This is a genomic window from Methylobacterium gossipiicola, assembly GCF_900113485.1.
Taxonomy (GTDB): domain Bacteria; phylum Pseudomonadota; class Alphaproteobacteria; order Rhizobiales; family Beijerinckiaceae; genus Methylobacterium; species Methylobacterium gossipiicola.
Genome location: NZ_FOPM01000032.1, coordinates 21,794 through 35,713, shown reverse-complemented (window position 1 = coordinate 35,713; position 13,920 = coordinate 21,794). Strand labels below are relative to the sequence as shown.

General features: G+C 70.5%; 13 protein-coding genes. 4 read left to right on the top strand and 9 right to left on the bottom strand.

All coding sequences use genetic code 11. From position 1 onward, the window contains the following. Positions 1 to 218: 218 nt before the first annotated feature. The 5 genes from BM249_RS19235 to ygfZ all read right to left on the bottom strand — a co-directional run bounded on the left by BM249_RS19235 (position 219) and on the right by ygfZ (position 3,326). On the bottom strand, positions 219 to 518 hold the full coding sequence (locus BM249_RS19235) for an exodeoxyribonuclease VII small subunit (protein WP_091975014.1): 300 nt from the start codon (positions 516 to 518) through the stop codon (positions 219 to 221). A 193-nt stretch (positions 519 to 711) separates the two neighbouring features. Beyond that, complete coding sequence (locus tag BM249_RS19230; RefSeq protein WP_091975012.1) at positions 712 to 1,224, bottom strand: tyrosine phosphatase family protein; 513 nt, start codon at positions 1,222 to 1,224, stop codon at positions 712 to 714. Continuing rightward, positions 1,225 to 1,824, bottom strand: a complete 600-nt coding sequence (locus tag BM249_RS19225) for an HD domain-containing protein (protein ID WP_091975027.1) — start codon at positions 1,822 to 1,824, stop codon at positions 1,225 to 1,227. After that, positions 1,821 to 2,441 carry a DNA-3-methyladenine glycosylase I gene (locus BM249_RS19220; RefSeq protein ID WP_091975010.1) on the bottom strand — a complete coding sequence of 207 codons (621 nt, stop codon included), beginning with the start codon at positions 2,439 to 2,441 and terminating at the stop codon, positions 1,821 to 1,823. The genes BM249_RS19225 and BM249_RS19220 overlap by 4 nt, the downstream gene beginning before the upstream one ends. A gap of 36 nt (positions 2,442 to 2,477) precedes the next feature. Then, the gene (gene ygfZ, locus BM249_RS19215; RefSeq protein ID WP_091975025.1) at positions 2,478 to 3,326 is read right to left on the bottom strand and encodes a CAF17-like 4Fe-4S cluster assembly/insertion protein YgfZ; all 849 of its coding nucleotides are present in this window, start codon (positions 3,324 to 3,326) and stop codon (positions 2,478 to 2,480) included. A gap of 87 nt (positions 3,327 to 3,413) precedes the next feature. Between ygfZ and BM249_RS19210 the strand changes: the two genes are divergently transcribed. Continuing rightward, the gene (locus BM249_RS19210) at positions 3,414 to 4,766 is read left to right on the top strand and encodes a dihydroorotase (protein ID WP_091975008.1); all 1,353 of its coding nucleotides are present in this window, start codon (positions 3,414 to 3,416) and stop codon (positions 4,764 to 4,766) included. A 173-nt stretch (positions 4,767 to 4,939) separates the two neighbouring features. Here the strand turns inward: BM249_RS19210 and BM249_RS19205 are convergent, their stop codons facing one another. Further along, complete coding sequence (locus BM249_RS19205; RefSeq protein ID WP_091975006.1) at positions 4,940 to 9,055, bottom strand: Pls/PosA family non-ribosomal peptide synthetase; 4,116 nt, start codon at positions 9,053 to 9,055, stop codon at positions 4,940 to 4,942. 172 nt (positions 9,056 to 9,227) lie between these two features. Further along, the gene (locus tag BM249_RS19200) at positions 9,228 to 9,818 is read right to left on the bottom strand and encodes a histidine phosphatase family protein (RefSeq protein ID WP_091975003.1); all 591 of its coding nucleotides are present in this window, start codon (positions 9,816 to 9,818) and stop codon (positions 9,228 to 9,230) included. A 112-nt stretch (positions 9,819 to 9,930) separates the two neighbouring features. Here BM249_RS19200 and BM249_RS19195 point away from each other — a divergent pair, with 112 nt between their 5' ends. From BM249_RS19195 to BM249_RS19185, 3 genes are all read left to right on the top strand, one after another. Further along, positions 9,931 to 10,836 carry a polyphosphate kinase 2 family protein gene (locus tag BM249_RS19195; RefSeq protein WP_091975001.1) on the top strand — a complete coding sequence of 302 codons (906 nt, stop codon included), beginning with the start codon at positions 9,931 to 9,933 and terminating at the stop codon, positions 10,834 to 10,836. Between the two features lie 105 nt (positions 10,837 to 10,941). After that, complete coding sequence (locus tag BM249_RS19190) at positions 10,942 to 11,259, top strand: putative quinol monooxygenase (protein WP_210187005.1); 318 nt, start codon at positions 10,942 to 10,944, stop codon at positions 11,257 to 11,259. A 20-nt stretch (positions 11,260 to 11,279) separates the two neighbouring features. After that, the gene (locus BM249_RS19185; RefSeq protein ID WP_210187004.1) at positions 11,280 to 11,699 is read left to right on the top strand and encodes a MarR family winged helix-turn-helix transcriptional regulator; all 420 of its coding nucleotides are present in this window, start codon (positions 11,280 to 11,282) and stop codon (positions 11,697 to 11,699) included. 19 nt (positions 11,700 to 11,718) lie between these two features. On the opposite strand, the gene fabI is transcribed toward BM249_RS19185, so the two are convergent. Both fabI and BM249_RS19175 read right to left on the bottom strand, forming a co-directional pair. Next, the gene (gene fabI, locus BM249_RS19180; protein WP_091974997.1) at positions 11,719 to 12,576 is read right to left on the bottom strand and encodes an enoyl-ACP reductase FabI; all 858 of its coding nucleotides are present in this window, start codon (positions 12,574 to 12,576) and stop codon (positions 11,719 to 11,721) included. 197 nt (positions 12,577 to 12,773) lie between these two features. Continuing rightward, a complete protein-coding gene (locus tag BM249_RS19175) occupies positions 12,774 to 13,685 on the bottom strand; it encodes a DnaJ C-terminal domain-containing protein (protein WP_091974995.1) in 912 nt (303 codons plus the stop codon). Positions 13,686 to 13,920: the final 235 nt, after the last annotated feature.

Sequence of the window (13,920 nt, the reverse complement as noted above, 5' to 3'; positions counted from 1 at the left end):
ATCATCTCCGCCCGCACGGCATCGGCCACCGCCTGCAGCTCGCTCTCCGGAAGGGCCCGCAGGGCGGACGTCTCTTCGAGACCGTCCAGGATCGAGGTTTGTTGCTCTGACACCGAAAACACCCTCACGAACGGAGGAAAGACACGCGCGCAAGGGATTGCGGCAACTCAGTTTCTTGGGACGCGACGTGAGCCCGGAAGCCCTCCGCCACGCCATCGTCAATCGACGTCGAGGGGTGCCGTGCCGGCGGCCTTGCCGTCGGCCCCCAGGGTGATCTTCTGGATGCGAGCCTCGGCCCGCTGCAGCAGCGCGTCGCAATGGCGCTTGAGGGCTTCGCCGCGCTCGTAGATCGCCACGGATTCGTCGAGGGGCACGTCCCCCTTCTCGAGGCTGCGGACGATACCCTCGAGCTGTTCCAGGGCCCGTTCGAACGGCAGCTCCCGGATCGCGGACAGATCCGGTCCGGCCTCGTCGACGGCGCCGGCCGATGCCGGGGCGGCGGAGCGCGCTGAAGTCATTCCAGTCTACCCTTCATCCTGCCCGTCTAAGCCCGGCTCCGTCCCCGCGACAACCCCATGGGTCGGAGGACAACGCACCGCCGCGCCGATTCGCGCCCCGGGGCGGCGTTTCGGTCACAGTCCGGGTCTTCAGGCGATGGATGCGAAACCCGTATTAATTTTCAGAAATCGAAGGAAAATCCGTGCTTCAGGTTCACCGTAAAGCGAGGCTGAACGGCGTGCCCTCGAAGGCGTCGGCGCCCCGTCCGATCCGGGCGATGGCGGCGCTCATGCGTCCGTCGCGGCCGAGCATCCGGTCAGCGATGGCAACGAACAGGGGGTTGGGTGTGGCCGAGGGCGAGGCCGCCCGCAGGGCATCGGCGATGGCGCCCTCGTCGCGCTCCGGCGCCAGGGCGCAGGCGGCGATGTAGGCGGCGGCCGTGGACCGGCTGATGCCGGCGTAGCAGTGGATCACCAGGGGCTCGGCCCGGTCCCAGGCGGCCACGAAATCGAGGACCCGGCCGATATGCCCCTCGTCCGCGAGGATGTGCCCGTCCAGTGGGGCGGCGATGTCGCTGACCTCGACGACGCAATGACGGCCCTCGGCGATGCCCTCCGGCCGGGGAATCGCCGTGCCGGCCTTCATCAGGGTGAGGAGCGTGGCGGCGCCCGTTTCCGCCAGGGTCTCGGGCAGGCGCGACAGGGGGCAGACGTGCAGCGTCGGCATTCAGGCCTCCGGGAGGGCATGCGCGAGGGCGTCGAAGCGGGCGCGGAAGCGGGCCTGCGCCACCTCCGCCGGCCAGGGGACGAGGAGGGGTTCGGCTCCCTCCGGAAGCGGTTCGGGGGCGCCGAAGATCGCGGCGGCCTCGTCGGGGCCGAATCCCGCGAGGCGGACCGCCTCCCAATGGGCGGCGAGGCCGTCGGCCCGCTTGATCAGGCCCGTGACCGTCGGCTTCGGCTCGGGCAGGCCGAACCGGGCGCGGATGGCGGCGAGGAGGCGGCGCTCCACGGCCTTGTAAGAATCGCCGATGGCCGCCTTGAACGGCGAGATGAGGTCGCCGATCACGTATTCGGGGGCGTCGTGCAGGAGGAGTTCGAGGCGTTGCGCCGGGGCGAGACCGGGCGTCAGGCCGGCGCCGATGGCCTCTACCAGGAGGGAGTGCTGGGCGACGCTGAACACGTGCGGCCCCGCCGTCTGCCCGTTCCAGCGGGCGACGCGGGCTAGGCCATGGGCGATGTCCGCGATGGCGATGTCCCCCGGCGCCGGGTCGAGGAGGTCGAGGCGCCGGCCCGAGAGCATGCGCTGCCAGGCACGCGGGGCATTCATGCCGCGCCCCCCGAGGCGGCACAGGCCGCGTGGCGGTGGCAACCCACGAGGTGATCGTTGACGAGGCCCACCGCCTGCATGAAGGCGTACACGATGGTGGGGCCGCAGAACGTGAAGCCTTGGGTCTTCAGCGCCTTCGACATCCGCCGCGACACCTCCGTCTGCGTGGCGATGCCGGTCCGGTCCGTGGCCGTCCCCTTGATCGGCGTGCCGTCGACGAAATCCCACAGAAAGCGCGAGAAACCGGGGCCGCGCTCCTCGATGGCGAGGAAGGCGCGGGCGCCCGCGATGGTGCCGACGATCTTGGCGCGGTTGCGGATGATGCCGGTGTCATCCATCAGCCGCGCGACATCGGCCTCCGTGAAGCGCGCGATGGCCTCCGGGTCGAAACCCGCGAACGCTTTCCGAAACCCCTCGCGCCGGCGCAGGATGGTGATCCAGGACAGCCCGGCCTGGAACCCGTCGAGGATGAGCTTTTCGTACAAGGCCCGGCCGTCGTGCTCCGGCACGCCCCATTCAGTGTCGTGATAGGCGACGTAGACGGGGTCGAGGCCCGGCCACCAGCAGCGGGGGCAGCCATCGGGATGGTGGATCAGGCCGGAGGCGTCGTCGGACATGCGGTGGTTTTAGCCGGAGAACGGGCCGGGAACAAATCACCCGGCCTGCATCGGCGCCGGGACCGCGAAGGTGGCAAAGGACGGCGTCTCGACACCGATCCGCGCCTCGCCTGCCCGCAGGACTTCACCCGTGGCCAGGGCGTCGGCGAGGCGGTCGAGGCGTACCAGAGCGAGGCCACGCGATTCCGCGACGCTGCCGACGGTGCCCAGCGCCCGCTCGCCGGCGACGATCTCGGCGCCCGTCGCCAAGGCCCCCTCGACGGCGATCACGGGCACGATCCGGGTGCGGGCGGTGCCCCGATGCTGCATGCGCGAAACCACCTCCTGACCGACGTAGCAGCCCTTTTTGAAATCAACGCCGTCGAGCTGGTCCATGAGGGCTTCGTGCGGGAAGGCATCGCCGAAGGCATAGTCGCGCCCGCCCTCGGGGATGCCGAGGCCGATGCGGTGGGCGTGGTAGTCGGCTTGCGAAGCATCGGCCGAGAACGCCCCCTCGGCTGCGTAGAGGCGGGTGCCGACACCGTCGAGGCGACCGTCCTTGACCGAGGCCGTGTCCATCGCCGTCTCGGCCCCGCCCCAGGCGGCCGCGACGGTGATCGTCGGATCGAGGGCGAGCGTCACCTGGGCGCGCAGGCGATAGAGGGTAAGGCGCTTCACGAGGTCGGGCGCGCGCGCCGCGTCCGTGTCGAGGCGGTAGCCGTCCGGGATCCGTGAGATCAGGAAGTCGAACAGCACCTTGCCCTGGGGGGTGAGCAGGGCGCCCAGACGCGCTTGCCCCGGCTCAAGGGTCTCGACGTTGCAGGTGACGACGCCCTGGAGCAGACCCGAGGCGTCCTGGCCCGTCACGGTGACGACGGTCCGGTCGGGCAGGAGGGCGATGGGCATGGCGGCTCCGAAAAACGTGGCGGCGTTGCGTGCCACCCGCGCGTGACATAAGCCGCCGCCACCCGCGTCTCAATGTGGAGCCTTGCCATGGACTTGATCTCGGACCAGCCCTTCGACCTCGTCCTCGCCGGCGGCACCGTGGTCAACCAGGACGGCGAGCACCGGGCCGATCTCGGCATCCGGGCGGGCCGCATCGCGGCTTTGGGCGACCTGTCGCGGGCCGCCGCCACGGAGCGGCGCGACTGCACCGGCCTCCACCTCCTGCCCGGCGTCATCGACAGCCAGGTGCATTTCCGCGAGCCCGGCCTCGACCACAAGGAGGATCTGGAATCCGGTTCGCGCGCGGCGGTGATGGGCGGCGTCACGGCGGTGTTCGAGATGCCGAACACCAACCCGCTCACCACCAGCGCCGAGACGCTGGCCGACAAGGTGTCCCGCGCCCATCACCGCATGCATTGCGATTTCGCGTTCTGGGTCGGCGGCACCCATGAGAACGCCCACCAGGTGGCCGAACTCGAGCGCCTGCCGGGGGCGGCGGGCATCAAGGTGTTCGTCGGCTCCTCCACGGGCTCGCTCTTGGTGGAGGACGATGCCGGCGTCACCGAGATCCTGAAGCGCACCCGGCGCCGCGCCGCCTTCCACGCCGAGGACGAGCCGATGCTGCGCGCCCAGGTCGGGCTTCAGGTGCCGGGCGATCCGGCCTCGCATCCGGTCTGGCGCTCGCCGGAAGCGGCGCTCAAGGCGACGCAGCGCCTCGTGCGCATCGCCCGCGCCACGGGGGCGCGCATCCACATCCTGCACATCTCCACGAAAGAGGAGATGGTTTATCTCGCCGACGCCAAGGACGTCGCCACCTGCGAGGTGACGCCGCATCACCTCACCCTCGACGGCGGGGAGGCCTATGCGCGGCTCGGCACCCTGGTGCAGATGAACCCGCCCGTGCGCGATGCGTCGCATCGCGACGGGATCTGGCACGGGCTCTCTCAGGGGGTCGCCGACGTCCTCGGCTCCGACCACGCGCCGCACCTCCTGTCGGAGAAGGCCAAACCCTATCCGGCCTCACCGTCCGGCATGACCGGGGTGCAGACCCTGGTGCCGATCATGCTCGACCACGTCGCCGCCGGGCGGCTGTCGCTCGCCCGTTTCGTCGATCTCACCAGTGCCGGCCCCAAGCGCCTGTTCGGAATCGCCCGCAAGGGGCGCCTCGCGGTGGGCTACGATGCCGACGTGACGGTGGTGGATCTCAAGCGCCGCGAGACCATCCGCAACGAATGGATCGCCTCGAAATGCGGCTGGACGCCCTATGACGGCGTCACCGTCACGGGCTGGCCCGTGGGCACCCTCGTGCGCGGGGCGCCCGTGATGTGGCAGGGCGAACTCACGGCGCCGTCGCGGGGCGAGGCGGTGGTGTTCGAGGAGACGCTGGCGCCGCAGCGCTGAGCGCGACCCTTTCCCGGACGCCCGGAGCGAAGCGGAGGGTGATCCGCGCCCAGCACTGAGACTATGCGAAGCGTCCGCTGTCTGGATGCGCCGCGTCGCGGACTTCTCCTGCTGGGTCCCGGATCGCCTTCCACTGTCGTTTCAGGCGTCCGGGACGGGGGACTCTCGACCCCTCACGCCGCCTTCGGCGCATGAACCACCGGTACCGCCGGGGCGCCCTCCCATTCGGAATGGGGCGGGATCGACTCGCCCTTCATCACGATCGTGAGGGGACGCAGGCGGGCATAGGCGCCGACCTTGGTGTCGTACAGGACCGTCGAGAACGCGCCGACCGAGACGCCCTCGCCGACCACCACCCGGCCGACTTTCATGATCCGATCCTCGTAAAGGTGGGTCTGGAGCGCCGAGGTGCGATTGATGGTGGCGTAGTCGCCGATGGTGACGCAGTCGAACTCCGTGATGTCGGTGGTGAGCATGCACACGCCCTTGCCGATCTTCACGCCGAGGAGCCGCAGCATCCAGGGCAGGAACGGGGTGCCGACGAGGTGTTCGAGGAGCACCTTGCCGGCGAGCCCCCAATAGAGCACCGCCACGGCTTCCGTGCGCATGGCCCACCACGACCACATCGGCCGCATGCCGGGCTTGTAGACGCCCATGAGCAGCCATTTCACCGCGATGACGGTGAAGGACTGGATGAACGCGATGGCGACGCTGACCGCCACGAAGGAGAGGGCGAGGCCGCCCCAATCCCCCGCCAGGATGGCGGGATAGAAGTACCAGTCGATGGCGGTGATCGCGAGGGTGATGAACAGCATCGGCGAGAACGAGGTCGAGAACGCCTCGAACACGCCGCGCCGGATCTTCGGGCCGAGCCCCGGCTCGTAGGTCTGGAGATCGGAGCCGAGATCGACCCGCTGGCGGGCCGGCAGCTTGATCGGCGGCGAGCCGAACCAGGTGTCGCCCGGCGCCATGAGGCCGTTCTCCGGGGGCTTCGACTTGATGCCGATGAGCACGTCGTCGGGGATCGCGGCGCCGGGCGGCACCACGGCGTCGTTGCCGACGAAGACGCGGGCGCCCGTATGGACCTCGTGCAGGTGCATCCAGCCGCGCCGGATCTCCTCCTCGCCGAACACCACCTCGTCCGCGACGAAGTTGCGCGCGCCGATGTCGGCGAGATCGTGGCGGCTGCCGAGGTTGGTCGAGATCTCGGCGCCCTGGCCCATGCGGGCACCCATGAGGCGGTACCACGCCCGCATGTAGACCGTGGCGAACAGGGACGAGAGGGTCTCCAGGGTCACTTCCGCCGCGAGCGCCACGGTCCATTTGCGCAGGTAGAACCCGCTGTGGATCGAGTGGGTGCCGGTGGTGGCGCGGGGCAGGATCGCCCAGCGGATGCCGGCGATGAGGAACACCGTGCCGGCGGTCATCAGCATGGCGGTGGGCCAGGTGAGCAACGGCAGGTACCAGTGGTAGTCGATGTCGGTGAAATCCGAGAGCGAGTCGCTGAGCTGGTCGAAGATGTAGAAAGCCGGGAAGATCGGCAGCAGGCCGATGGCCGGGATCGCCGCCAGCAGGAAGGTGTAGAGGGCCGCGAAGGCGAGGCGCCGCCGGGGCGAGGCCGTGGCGGGTTCGGGCAGGCGGCTCGGATCGGCGGTGCCGATCTTGGCGCCCGGCGAGCCGTCCCAGATCTCGGCGCGGCCCACCGTCGTGCCCGTGGGAATCGTGGTGAGGTCGCCGATCTCGGCGTGGTCGCCGATGGTCGTGTCGGGACCGATGACGCAGGAGGCGCCGATGGCGACGTCCGCCCCGATGCTGACGGAGCCGATGACGAGTTCGTCGCCCACCACCTCGGCGTTGGCGATGACGAGGCGGCCGCCCAGCGACGAGCCGGCCCCGATGGTGAGGAGATCGGGCGCCCCCACCTCCACGTCGGAGATCAGGGTGTCGTCGCCGATCTTCGCACCCAGCAGGCGCAGGTAGAACACGATGGCCGGCGAGCCCTGGAGCCACTTGATGTGCACGAGCGGCGTCAGGCGCTGGGCGAGCCACCAGCGGTAGTAATAGGCGCCCCAGAGCGGGTAGCGCCCGGGCTTGGTCCGCCCGAGGATCAGCCACTTCGCCGCCACCGCGACGGCGGCCGTGACGGCGTTGATGCCGATATAGACGAGCAGGAGCACCACGAGCTCGCCGAAGAAGCCGAGCCCACCGCCCGTGAGCAGCAGGTAGGTCACGAAGATGCCGAGCCATTGCGCCGTGGCCAGCGCGATGACGAAGGGTAGGGCGGCGGCCTGGGCCAGCCCGCAAAGGAAGCGCCGCCGGAAGGAGGGGGGCGCGAAGCTGAGGTCCCGCGTCGCCATCGCGGCGCCGGCCCCGCCCGTGCGTTCGATGAGGGCGTCGGCCATGGCCCGCAGGGTCCGCCGTCCGTAGACGTCCTGCAGGGTGATGGCACTGAGCGCCGGCACCTCGCGCACGGCCCCGACGAAGCGGGCGGCGAGCAGGGAGTGGCCGCCGAGATCGGCGAAGAAGTCGCCTTCCAGCGGAAAGGCCTGATTGCCGAACACCTGGGCGGCGGCGGCGAGGAGGGCGGCTTCGGTCTCGTTCCTCGGCGGCTCCTGCTCGCCCGTCGTGTCGGCCACCGTGAGGGGCGCGGCGCGCAGGGCCTTGCGGTCGACCTTGCCGGAGGTGAGGCGCGGCAGCACCTCGGCGACCTCGAAATGCCCCGGCACCATGTAGGGCGGCATCTGCTCCGACAGGGTGTGGCGCAAGCGCCCCTTGTCGATCTCGGTGCCGCGCTCGGGCACCAGGAAGGCGACGAGGCGGTCGACCCCGTCGTCCTGGCGCAGGACCACGGCCGCCTGATTGATGCCGGGCAGCACCTGGATGCGCGATTCGATCTCGCCGAGTTCGACCCGGAAGCCGCGAATCTTCACCTGATCGTCGATGCGGCCGTGGAACAGGATGTTGCCGGCGGCATCGAGCGACACCGCGTCGCCGGAGCGGTAGAGCACCGGATCGGTCCCGTCGGAAGCGTACGGGTTGGCGATGAACTTTTCCGCCGTCAGCTCGGGCCGCTGAAGGTAACCCTTGGCGACGCCGGGGCCGCCGATCAGCAACTCGCCGGGCTGGCCGGGTCCTAAGAGTTCGAGATTCTCGCCCGCGACGTACACGGAATAATTCGGGATCGGGCCGCCGATGGTGACGGGCGTGCCGGCCCGCATCTCGGCGGCCGTGGCCACCACGGTGGCCTCCGTCGGCCCGTAGGTGTTGAACAGGGCGCGCCCCTCCGTGGCCCAGCGGGCGACGAGGGGTTCGGGCAGGGCCTCGCCGCCGAGGAGCACGAGGCGCACGGTGGGCAGGTCGCCCGCGATCATGGCGAGCAGGGTCGGCACCGTGTCGAGCACCGTAACGCGGGCGCGCGCGAGGATACCCGGCAGGGCCTCGACGTCGCCCATCATGGCGGGCGAGGCCACGAACAGGGTCGCGCCCACGAGGTAGGGGACCCAGATCTCCTCCATGGAGAGATCGAAGGCGACGGAGGCCCCCTGGAACACCACGTCGTCGGCCCGCATGCCGTAGAGGGCGTTTCCGGAGCGCAGGAAATGGCAGATGTTGGCGTGGCTGATGACGATGCCCTTCGGCACCCCCGTCGAGCCCGAGGTGTAGATGAGGTAGGCCGGATGCCCGGGCGTCAGCCCCAGGGCGCGCGGGTTGGGCGAGGGCGCGTCCGCCGGGGTCGAAGCCAGCAGGGCTTCCACCGTGAGCGCCGGCGCGGCGTCCGGGGCTTGAGAGGCGAGGGCGGGCGAGACCAGGAGGGCCTTGGCGGCGGCGTCCGTGAGGCACACGGCGACGCGGTCGGCCGGGGCCTCGGCGTCGAAGGGCAGCCACGCGGCGCCCGACAGGGTGATGCCGATCTGGGCCACGAGGAGGTCGGGTCCCCGCGCCATCCAGAGGCCGACCACGTCGCCGGGGCCGATGCCGCGATGGCTGAGCCCGCGCGCGATGGCGCCGGCCCGGGCCTCGACCTCGGAATAGGTCAGGGCCGGGTGGGTGCCGTCGGGATTGGTGCGGGCGCCGTCGACGAGGGCGGGATGGTCGGGCCGGGCGGCAGCGCTGGCGGCGAAGATCTCGCCCAGCACTTCGTCACGGATGAGGTCGGGGCGGGCTTCCCCGCGTAGAACGGCCTTGCCCTGGAAGACGGCCTTGCCCCGCAGATCCGTCGCGTCGGGCCGGTCCGGATTGGCGGGAGCCCCCCCCGCGAGGGGCCCGGTCGTCTCGGCGAGACTGGTCATCCACTGCTCCGCTGCCGATCTCCGGCCCGCCGACGCGGCGGGCCTTGGGGTGCGCGTCGTCGGCGGGGTAAAAGCCCCGATCACGCCGGAATCGCGGCGCGCGGCCCGAATCTTCGCCGCCCTCTAGCATGTTTGCCTGAACGGGAGGGGAAGAGACCGGGTGCGCGCCGTATCAGGCCCAGCGCCAGTTGCGCCCTTCGAGGACGAGAACCCCGCCCTGGCGGATGCCGAGGCGCGGCGCCTCGCGGATGCCGAGGCAGTCCCGGATCACCAGGATCGCCCGTGCGACGCCGCCATGGGCGACGATGCAGGCCGGGCCGTCGAGGGCGGCGAGAACCGGGGCCACCCGCTCCACCAGCATGGCGTAGCTCTCCGCCCCCTCGCCCGGCGGGCGGTAGCCCCAGCGGTCGCGGTCGCGCGCCGCGGCGCGGGCCATGTCGCGGCGGCGGATCTCGGCCCAGGTCGAGCCCTCCCAGGCGCCGAAGCTGATCTCCATCAGGCGCGGATCGGTGCGGTAGGCCTCCGGCGCCAGGCCGAGGCGGGCGCGCAGGGCCTCCATGGTCCGGCGGGTGCGCAGGAGCGGACTGGCGACGAAATCGAGGTGGGGCAGGTCGGCGCCCGCCGCGCGTTCGAGGCGCCCGGCGGCCTCCTCGGCCTGGCGCAGGCCCTCGGCATTGAGGGCGATGTCGCGCTGGCCCTGGAGGCGGCCTTCGGCGTTCCAATCGGTCTGGCCGTGGCGGACGACGTAGAGGATCGGTTTCATGCGGAGCGTGTCCGCGCGCGCCCCGGAAGGGCCGAGCCGGGCCGGCCGCGCTTGCGGATCGTCGTGGATTTCAAGATCTTGCGCGCCCCGATCGTCAGCGAACGAATTCCCTATGTCGCACAAGCCCATCAAGCGCGCATCCGACACGTCCGGTGCCACGGTGACGGAGCCGGGCGCCGCCTGCAAGTCGCCCGGAGGGACCGGGCTTGACGCCATCCCGGGTCTCGTCACCGTGAGGCCGGGCCGGGTGTTCGACCTCGCCGCCGTCGAGACCCGGGCCGATGGCGGCCTCGACAAAGCGGCGGCCGGCGAGGCCCTCGTGGCCACCCGCGCCCGCATCGTGGCCCTTCAGGAACGGCTCTACGCCGAGCATCGGCGCAGCCTCCTGGTGGTGTTCCAGGCCATCGACACCGGCGGCAAGGACGGTACCATCCGGGCGGTGTTCGAGGGCGTGAACCCGCAGGGATGCCGGGTGTGGCCGTTCAAGGTGCCGAGCGCGGAGGAGGCCGACCACGATTTCCTGTGGCGCTACCACGCCAAGGCGCCGGGGCGGGGCATGATCGGGGTGTTCAACCGCAGCCACTACGAGGACGTGCTGGTGGCGCGGGTGAAGAACCTCGTGCCCGAATCGGTCTGGCGGCCGCGCTACGACCAGATCAACGATTTCGAGGCGATGCTCACGGCCTCGGGCACGACGATCCTGAAGTTCTTCCTTCACATCTCCAAGGCCGAGCAGAAGAAGCGCCTGGAGGCGCGCATCGCCGCCCCGGAGAAGCAGTGGAAGTTCGACGCCGCCGACCTCGTGGAGCGCGCGGCCTGGGACGCCTATCAGGCCGCCTTCACGGAGGCCCTGGCCCGGTGTTCGACGAAGGCCGCCCCCTGGCACGTGGTGCCGGCCGACCGGAAGTGGTTCCGCAACCTCGTGGTCGCCCGTACCATCGCCGACACCCTGGAGGCCATGGACCCGCGGATTCCGGAGGCGCGGCCGGGGGTGGCCGGGACGATCGTGCCGGATTGAGGCCGCGAATTTGGCGGCATCGGTCGATGTTCCGGTGCCGTGCCGACGGGCTTGGCGGCGCTGATCGCCCAGGGTATTGGTTAGGACCCTAACCATTGAGGTGCCATGATGCCGGAACCCCTGGTCCTGTTCGCTCGGATCGCTCCGAAGCCCGAGCATTTCGTCGCTGCCCGTCGCGCCGTATCGGAGATCTTGGCCGCGACGCGGTCCGAGCCCGGCTGCCGTTCCTTCGTTCTGCACGAGGACGAGGGGGGCGGGTGCCTCTATCTCTATGAAATCTGGGACAACGAGGCGGCTCTCGCCGCGCACCACGCCCAACCCTACACACAGGCGGTCTTCGAGCAGTATCGTGCCTGGCTCTCCGAACCGGTCGAGATCACACGGCTGCGCGCGATCGGCGAGGCGGGCGCATGTTCTTCCTGAAGGAACTCCCGACGCGGCGGATGCTCGAGACATACGCTGCACGCTATCCGGGGATGGAGGCCGGGACGGTCGGCGACGCGCTTCGGCTCCTGAGGCGGGCAAGCCTGCTCCTGCGCGAGTTGGACGCCTACTTCTCGGCCCACGGGTTGTCGCAGAGCCGGTTCCTTGTCCTCGTCGTCATCGATCGGGAGCCGGAGGCGACCGGCCTGCTCGCCAGTGTCATCGCCGACCGCCTCGACATCTCGCGACCCGTCGTGACGGAAACGGTCAAGGCCCTGACGCAAGCGGGCCTGCTTACCAGTGTTCCGGACCCTGACGATGGCAGGGCTCGGCGCATCGCGCTGACGACGCGGGGACAGGCGGTGTTGGCCGATCGCCTGCCCGGTTACTTCGCTCTCATCGCCGAGTTCATGGGGCGCGCGGACGAACCAACCGCGTGACGAGCGGCTCTCCGCCGCCTCACTCCTTATCGAGGCTGAGGTCCGGGGCTTCCGGGTTCTTCATGCCGACGACGTGATAGCCGGCATCCACGTGGAGGATCTCGCCGGTCATGCCCTTGCTCATGTCGGAGACGAGGTAGGCGGCGGTCTCGCCCACCTCCTCGATGGTCACGGTGCGCCGCAGGGGGGCGTTGTACTCGTTCCACTTCAGAATGTAGCGGAAATCGCCGATGCCCGAGGCCGCCAGCGTCTTGATCGGACCGGCCGAGATGGCGTTGACGCGGATCTTCGACGGGCCGAGGTCGGCGGCCAGATACCGCACGGACGCCTCCAGGGCGGCCTTGGCGACACCCATGACGTTGTAGTGCGGCATCCACTTCTCGGCGCCGTAATAGGTCAGGGTCAGGAGCGAGCCGCCGTTCTTCATCAGCTTCTCGGCCCGCTGGGCCACCGCCGTGAACGAATAGCACGAGATGAGGAGCGACTTGGTGAAGTTCGCCTCCGAGGTCTCGAGGTAGCGGCCCGTCAGCTCGTCCTTGTCCGAGAAGGCGATGCAGTGGACGACGAAATCGAGGCCTTCCGGGAACACCTCGGCGGTGGCGGCGAATGCCGCGTCGATGGAGGCCGGGTCGGTGACGTCGCAATGCCCGACCACGTGGGCGTCGAGTTCGCGGGCGAGGGGCTCGACACGCTTCTTCAGGGCGTCGCCCTGGTAGGTGAAGGCGAGCTTGGCCCCATGGGCGGCGGCGGATTTCGCGATACCCCACGCGATCGAACGGTTGTTGGCGACACCGAGCACCAGCCCGCGCTTGCCGGCGAGGAGGCCGCCGACGGGCCGCCCACCGACGTGATCGTGAACCGGGTTCGTGTCCGCCATGAAGTCACCTGAGCCCAAAAGCCGTCTGTCTGACGTGGGAGGCCCGGCCGGAGGGGTCGGGCGAACGGCACGCACCGCGGCACTCTTAGCGGAGGCCCGCCGGTGACGGAAGTGCGGGCTTTCGTGTCGGCCGAGGCGGCCGGATCAGCCAAGACGGGCGATCATCCAAGACGGCCGGATCCGCCGCGACGGCCGGGTCAGTCGACGCGGGCGGTGCGACGGGCCTTGGCGTAGTCCGTCAGCGCCGCGTCCTCGGCGGCCGGCAGGGCCACGGCCGTGGTGGCGAACAGGTCGCCGCGCGTGCCGTCCTTCTTCGGCAGGCCCTTGCCCTTGAGGCGGAAGGTGCGGCCGGAACTCGTCATGGCGGGAATCCGCATCTCGACGGCGCCCGTGAGGGTCGGCACCCGGATCGGTCCGCCTAGAACCGCATCCTCGAGGGGCACCTCGACGGAGACGCGCAGATCCGCCCCGTCCGGGGTGAAGCGGGCATGCGGCAGGATGCGGATGGTCAGGAGCGCGTCCCCCGGCGCACCGCGCCCGGCTGGGTTGCCGAGGCCGCGCAGGCGGATCACCTGCCCGTCGACCACGCCGCGCGGCACCACCACGTCGACGTCGCGCCCGTGCGGCAGGGACAGGCGCAGCTTCTCCTCGCTCGCCACCTGCTCCAGGGTGACGTTGAGCTCGGCCGCGACATCCTCGCCCTTCGGGGCTTCACGCGGGCCGGGCCCGGCGCCCCCGGCCCGGAAGGCCTCGCCGAACAGGTGCGAGAAGATGTCCTCGCCCATTCCGCCCGCGCCGCCGGGGCCGCGCCCGCGCGCGGCGTTCTCGAAGCCGCCGAACCCGCCCGCGCGCCCGCCCCCGAACCCCTCGAAACCCGTGGCGCGGGGCTTACCCTCCGCGTCGATCTCGCCGCGGTCGAACTGGCCGCGCTTGCCCGCGTCGCCCAGGATCTCGTAGGCCGAATTCGCCTCGGCGAACCGGTCCTTGGCCTTGGCGTCACCGGCGTTGCGGTCGGGGTGGTAGGCCTTGGCGAGCTTGCGGTAGGCTTTTTTGATATCGGCTTCGCTGGCGCCCTTGGGCACGCCCAGCACGTCGTAGGGATTGCGCATCGGTCAACACCGTCTCGTGGCCGGAGGGGAACTTGCGGGCGCCTGGCCACGGTGAGCCGGCGGTCCCGCCCCCTCGGAAAATTCGTCGCGCCTGATGTGGACGGTTCGCCCCCGCTTCGCAACGCGATCCGCCGAGATTTTGCCGGCGTAACGCCCCATCGGACGAACTCCGTTCGCTTCCTGCGGAATGGGGCGTTCGGCCACCGGCCACGCTCACGCGTCGCGCGGGCTTGTC

Coding starts and splice junctions, on each gene's coding strand:
- BM249_RS19235 (WP_091975014.1), bottom strand. CDS start 518: ATGACTTCAGCGCGCTCCGCCGCCCCGGCATCGGCCGGCGCCGTCGAC.
- BM249_RS19230 (WP_091975012.1), bottom strand. CDS start 1,224: ATGCCGACGCTGCACGTCTGCCCCCTGTCGCGCCTGCCCGAGACCCTG.
- BM249_RS19225 (WP_091975027.1), bottom strand. CDS start 1,824: ATGAATGCCCCGCGTGCCTGGCAGCGCATGCTCTCGGGCCGGCGCCTC.
- BM249_RS19220 (WP_091975010.1), bottom strand. CDS start 2,441: ATGTCCGACGACGCCTCCGGCCTGATCCACCATCCCGATGGCTGCCCC.
- ygfZ (WP_091975025.1), bottom strand. CDS start 3,326: ATGCCCATCGCCCTCCTGCCCGACCGGACCGTCGTCACCGTGACGGGC.
- BM249_RS19210 (WP_091975008.1), top strand. CDS start 3,414: ATGGACTTGATCTCGGACCAGCCCTTCGACCTCGTCCTCGCCGGCGGC.
- BM249_RS19205 (WP_091975006.1), bottom strand. CDS start 9,055: ATGACCAGTCTCGCCGAGACGACCGGGCCCCTCGCGGGGGGGGCTCCC.
- BM249_RS19200 (WP_091975003.1), bottom strand. CDS start 9,818: ATGAAACCGATCCTCTACGTCGTCCGCCACGGCCAGACCGATTGGAAC.
- BM249_RS19195 (WP_091975001.1), top strand. CDS start 9,931: ATGTCGCACAAGCCCATCAAGCGCGCATCCGACACGTCCGGTGCCACG.
- BM249_RS19190 (WP_210187005.1), top strand. CDS start 10,942: ATGATGCCGGAACCCCTGGTCCTGTTCGCTCGGATCGCTCCGAAGCCC.
- BM249_RS19185 (WP_210187004.1), top strand. CDS start 11,280: ATGCTCGAGACATACGCTGCACGCTATCCGGGGATGGAGGCCGGGACG.
- fabI (WP_091974997.1), bottom strand. CDS start 12,576: ATGGCGGACACGAACCCGGTTCACGATCACGTCGGTGGGCGGCCCGTC.
- BM249_RS19175 (WP_091974995.1), bottom strand. CDS start 13,685: ATGCGCAATCCCTACGACGTGCTGGGCGTGCCCAAGGGCGCCAGCGAA.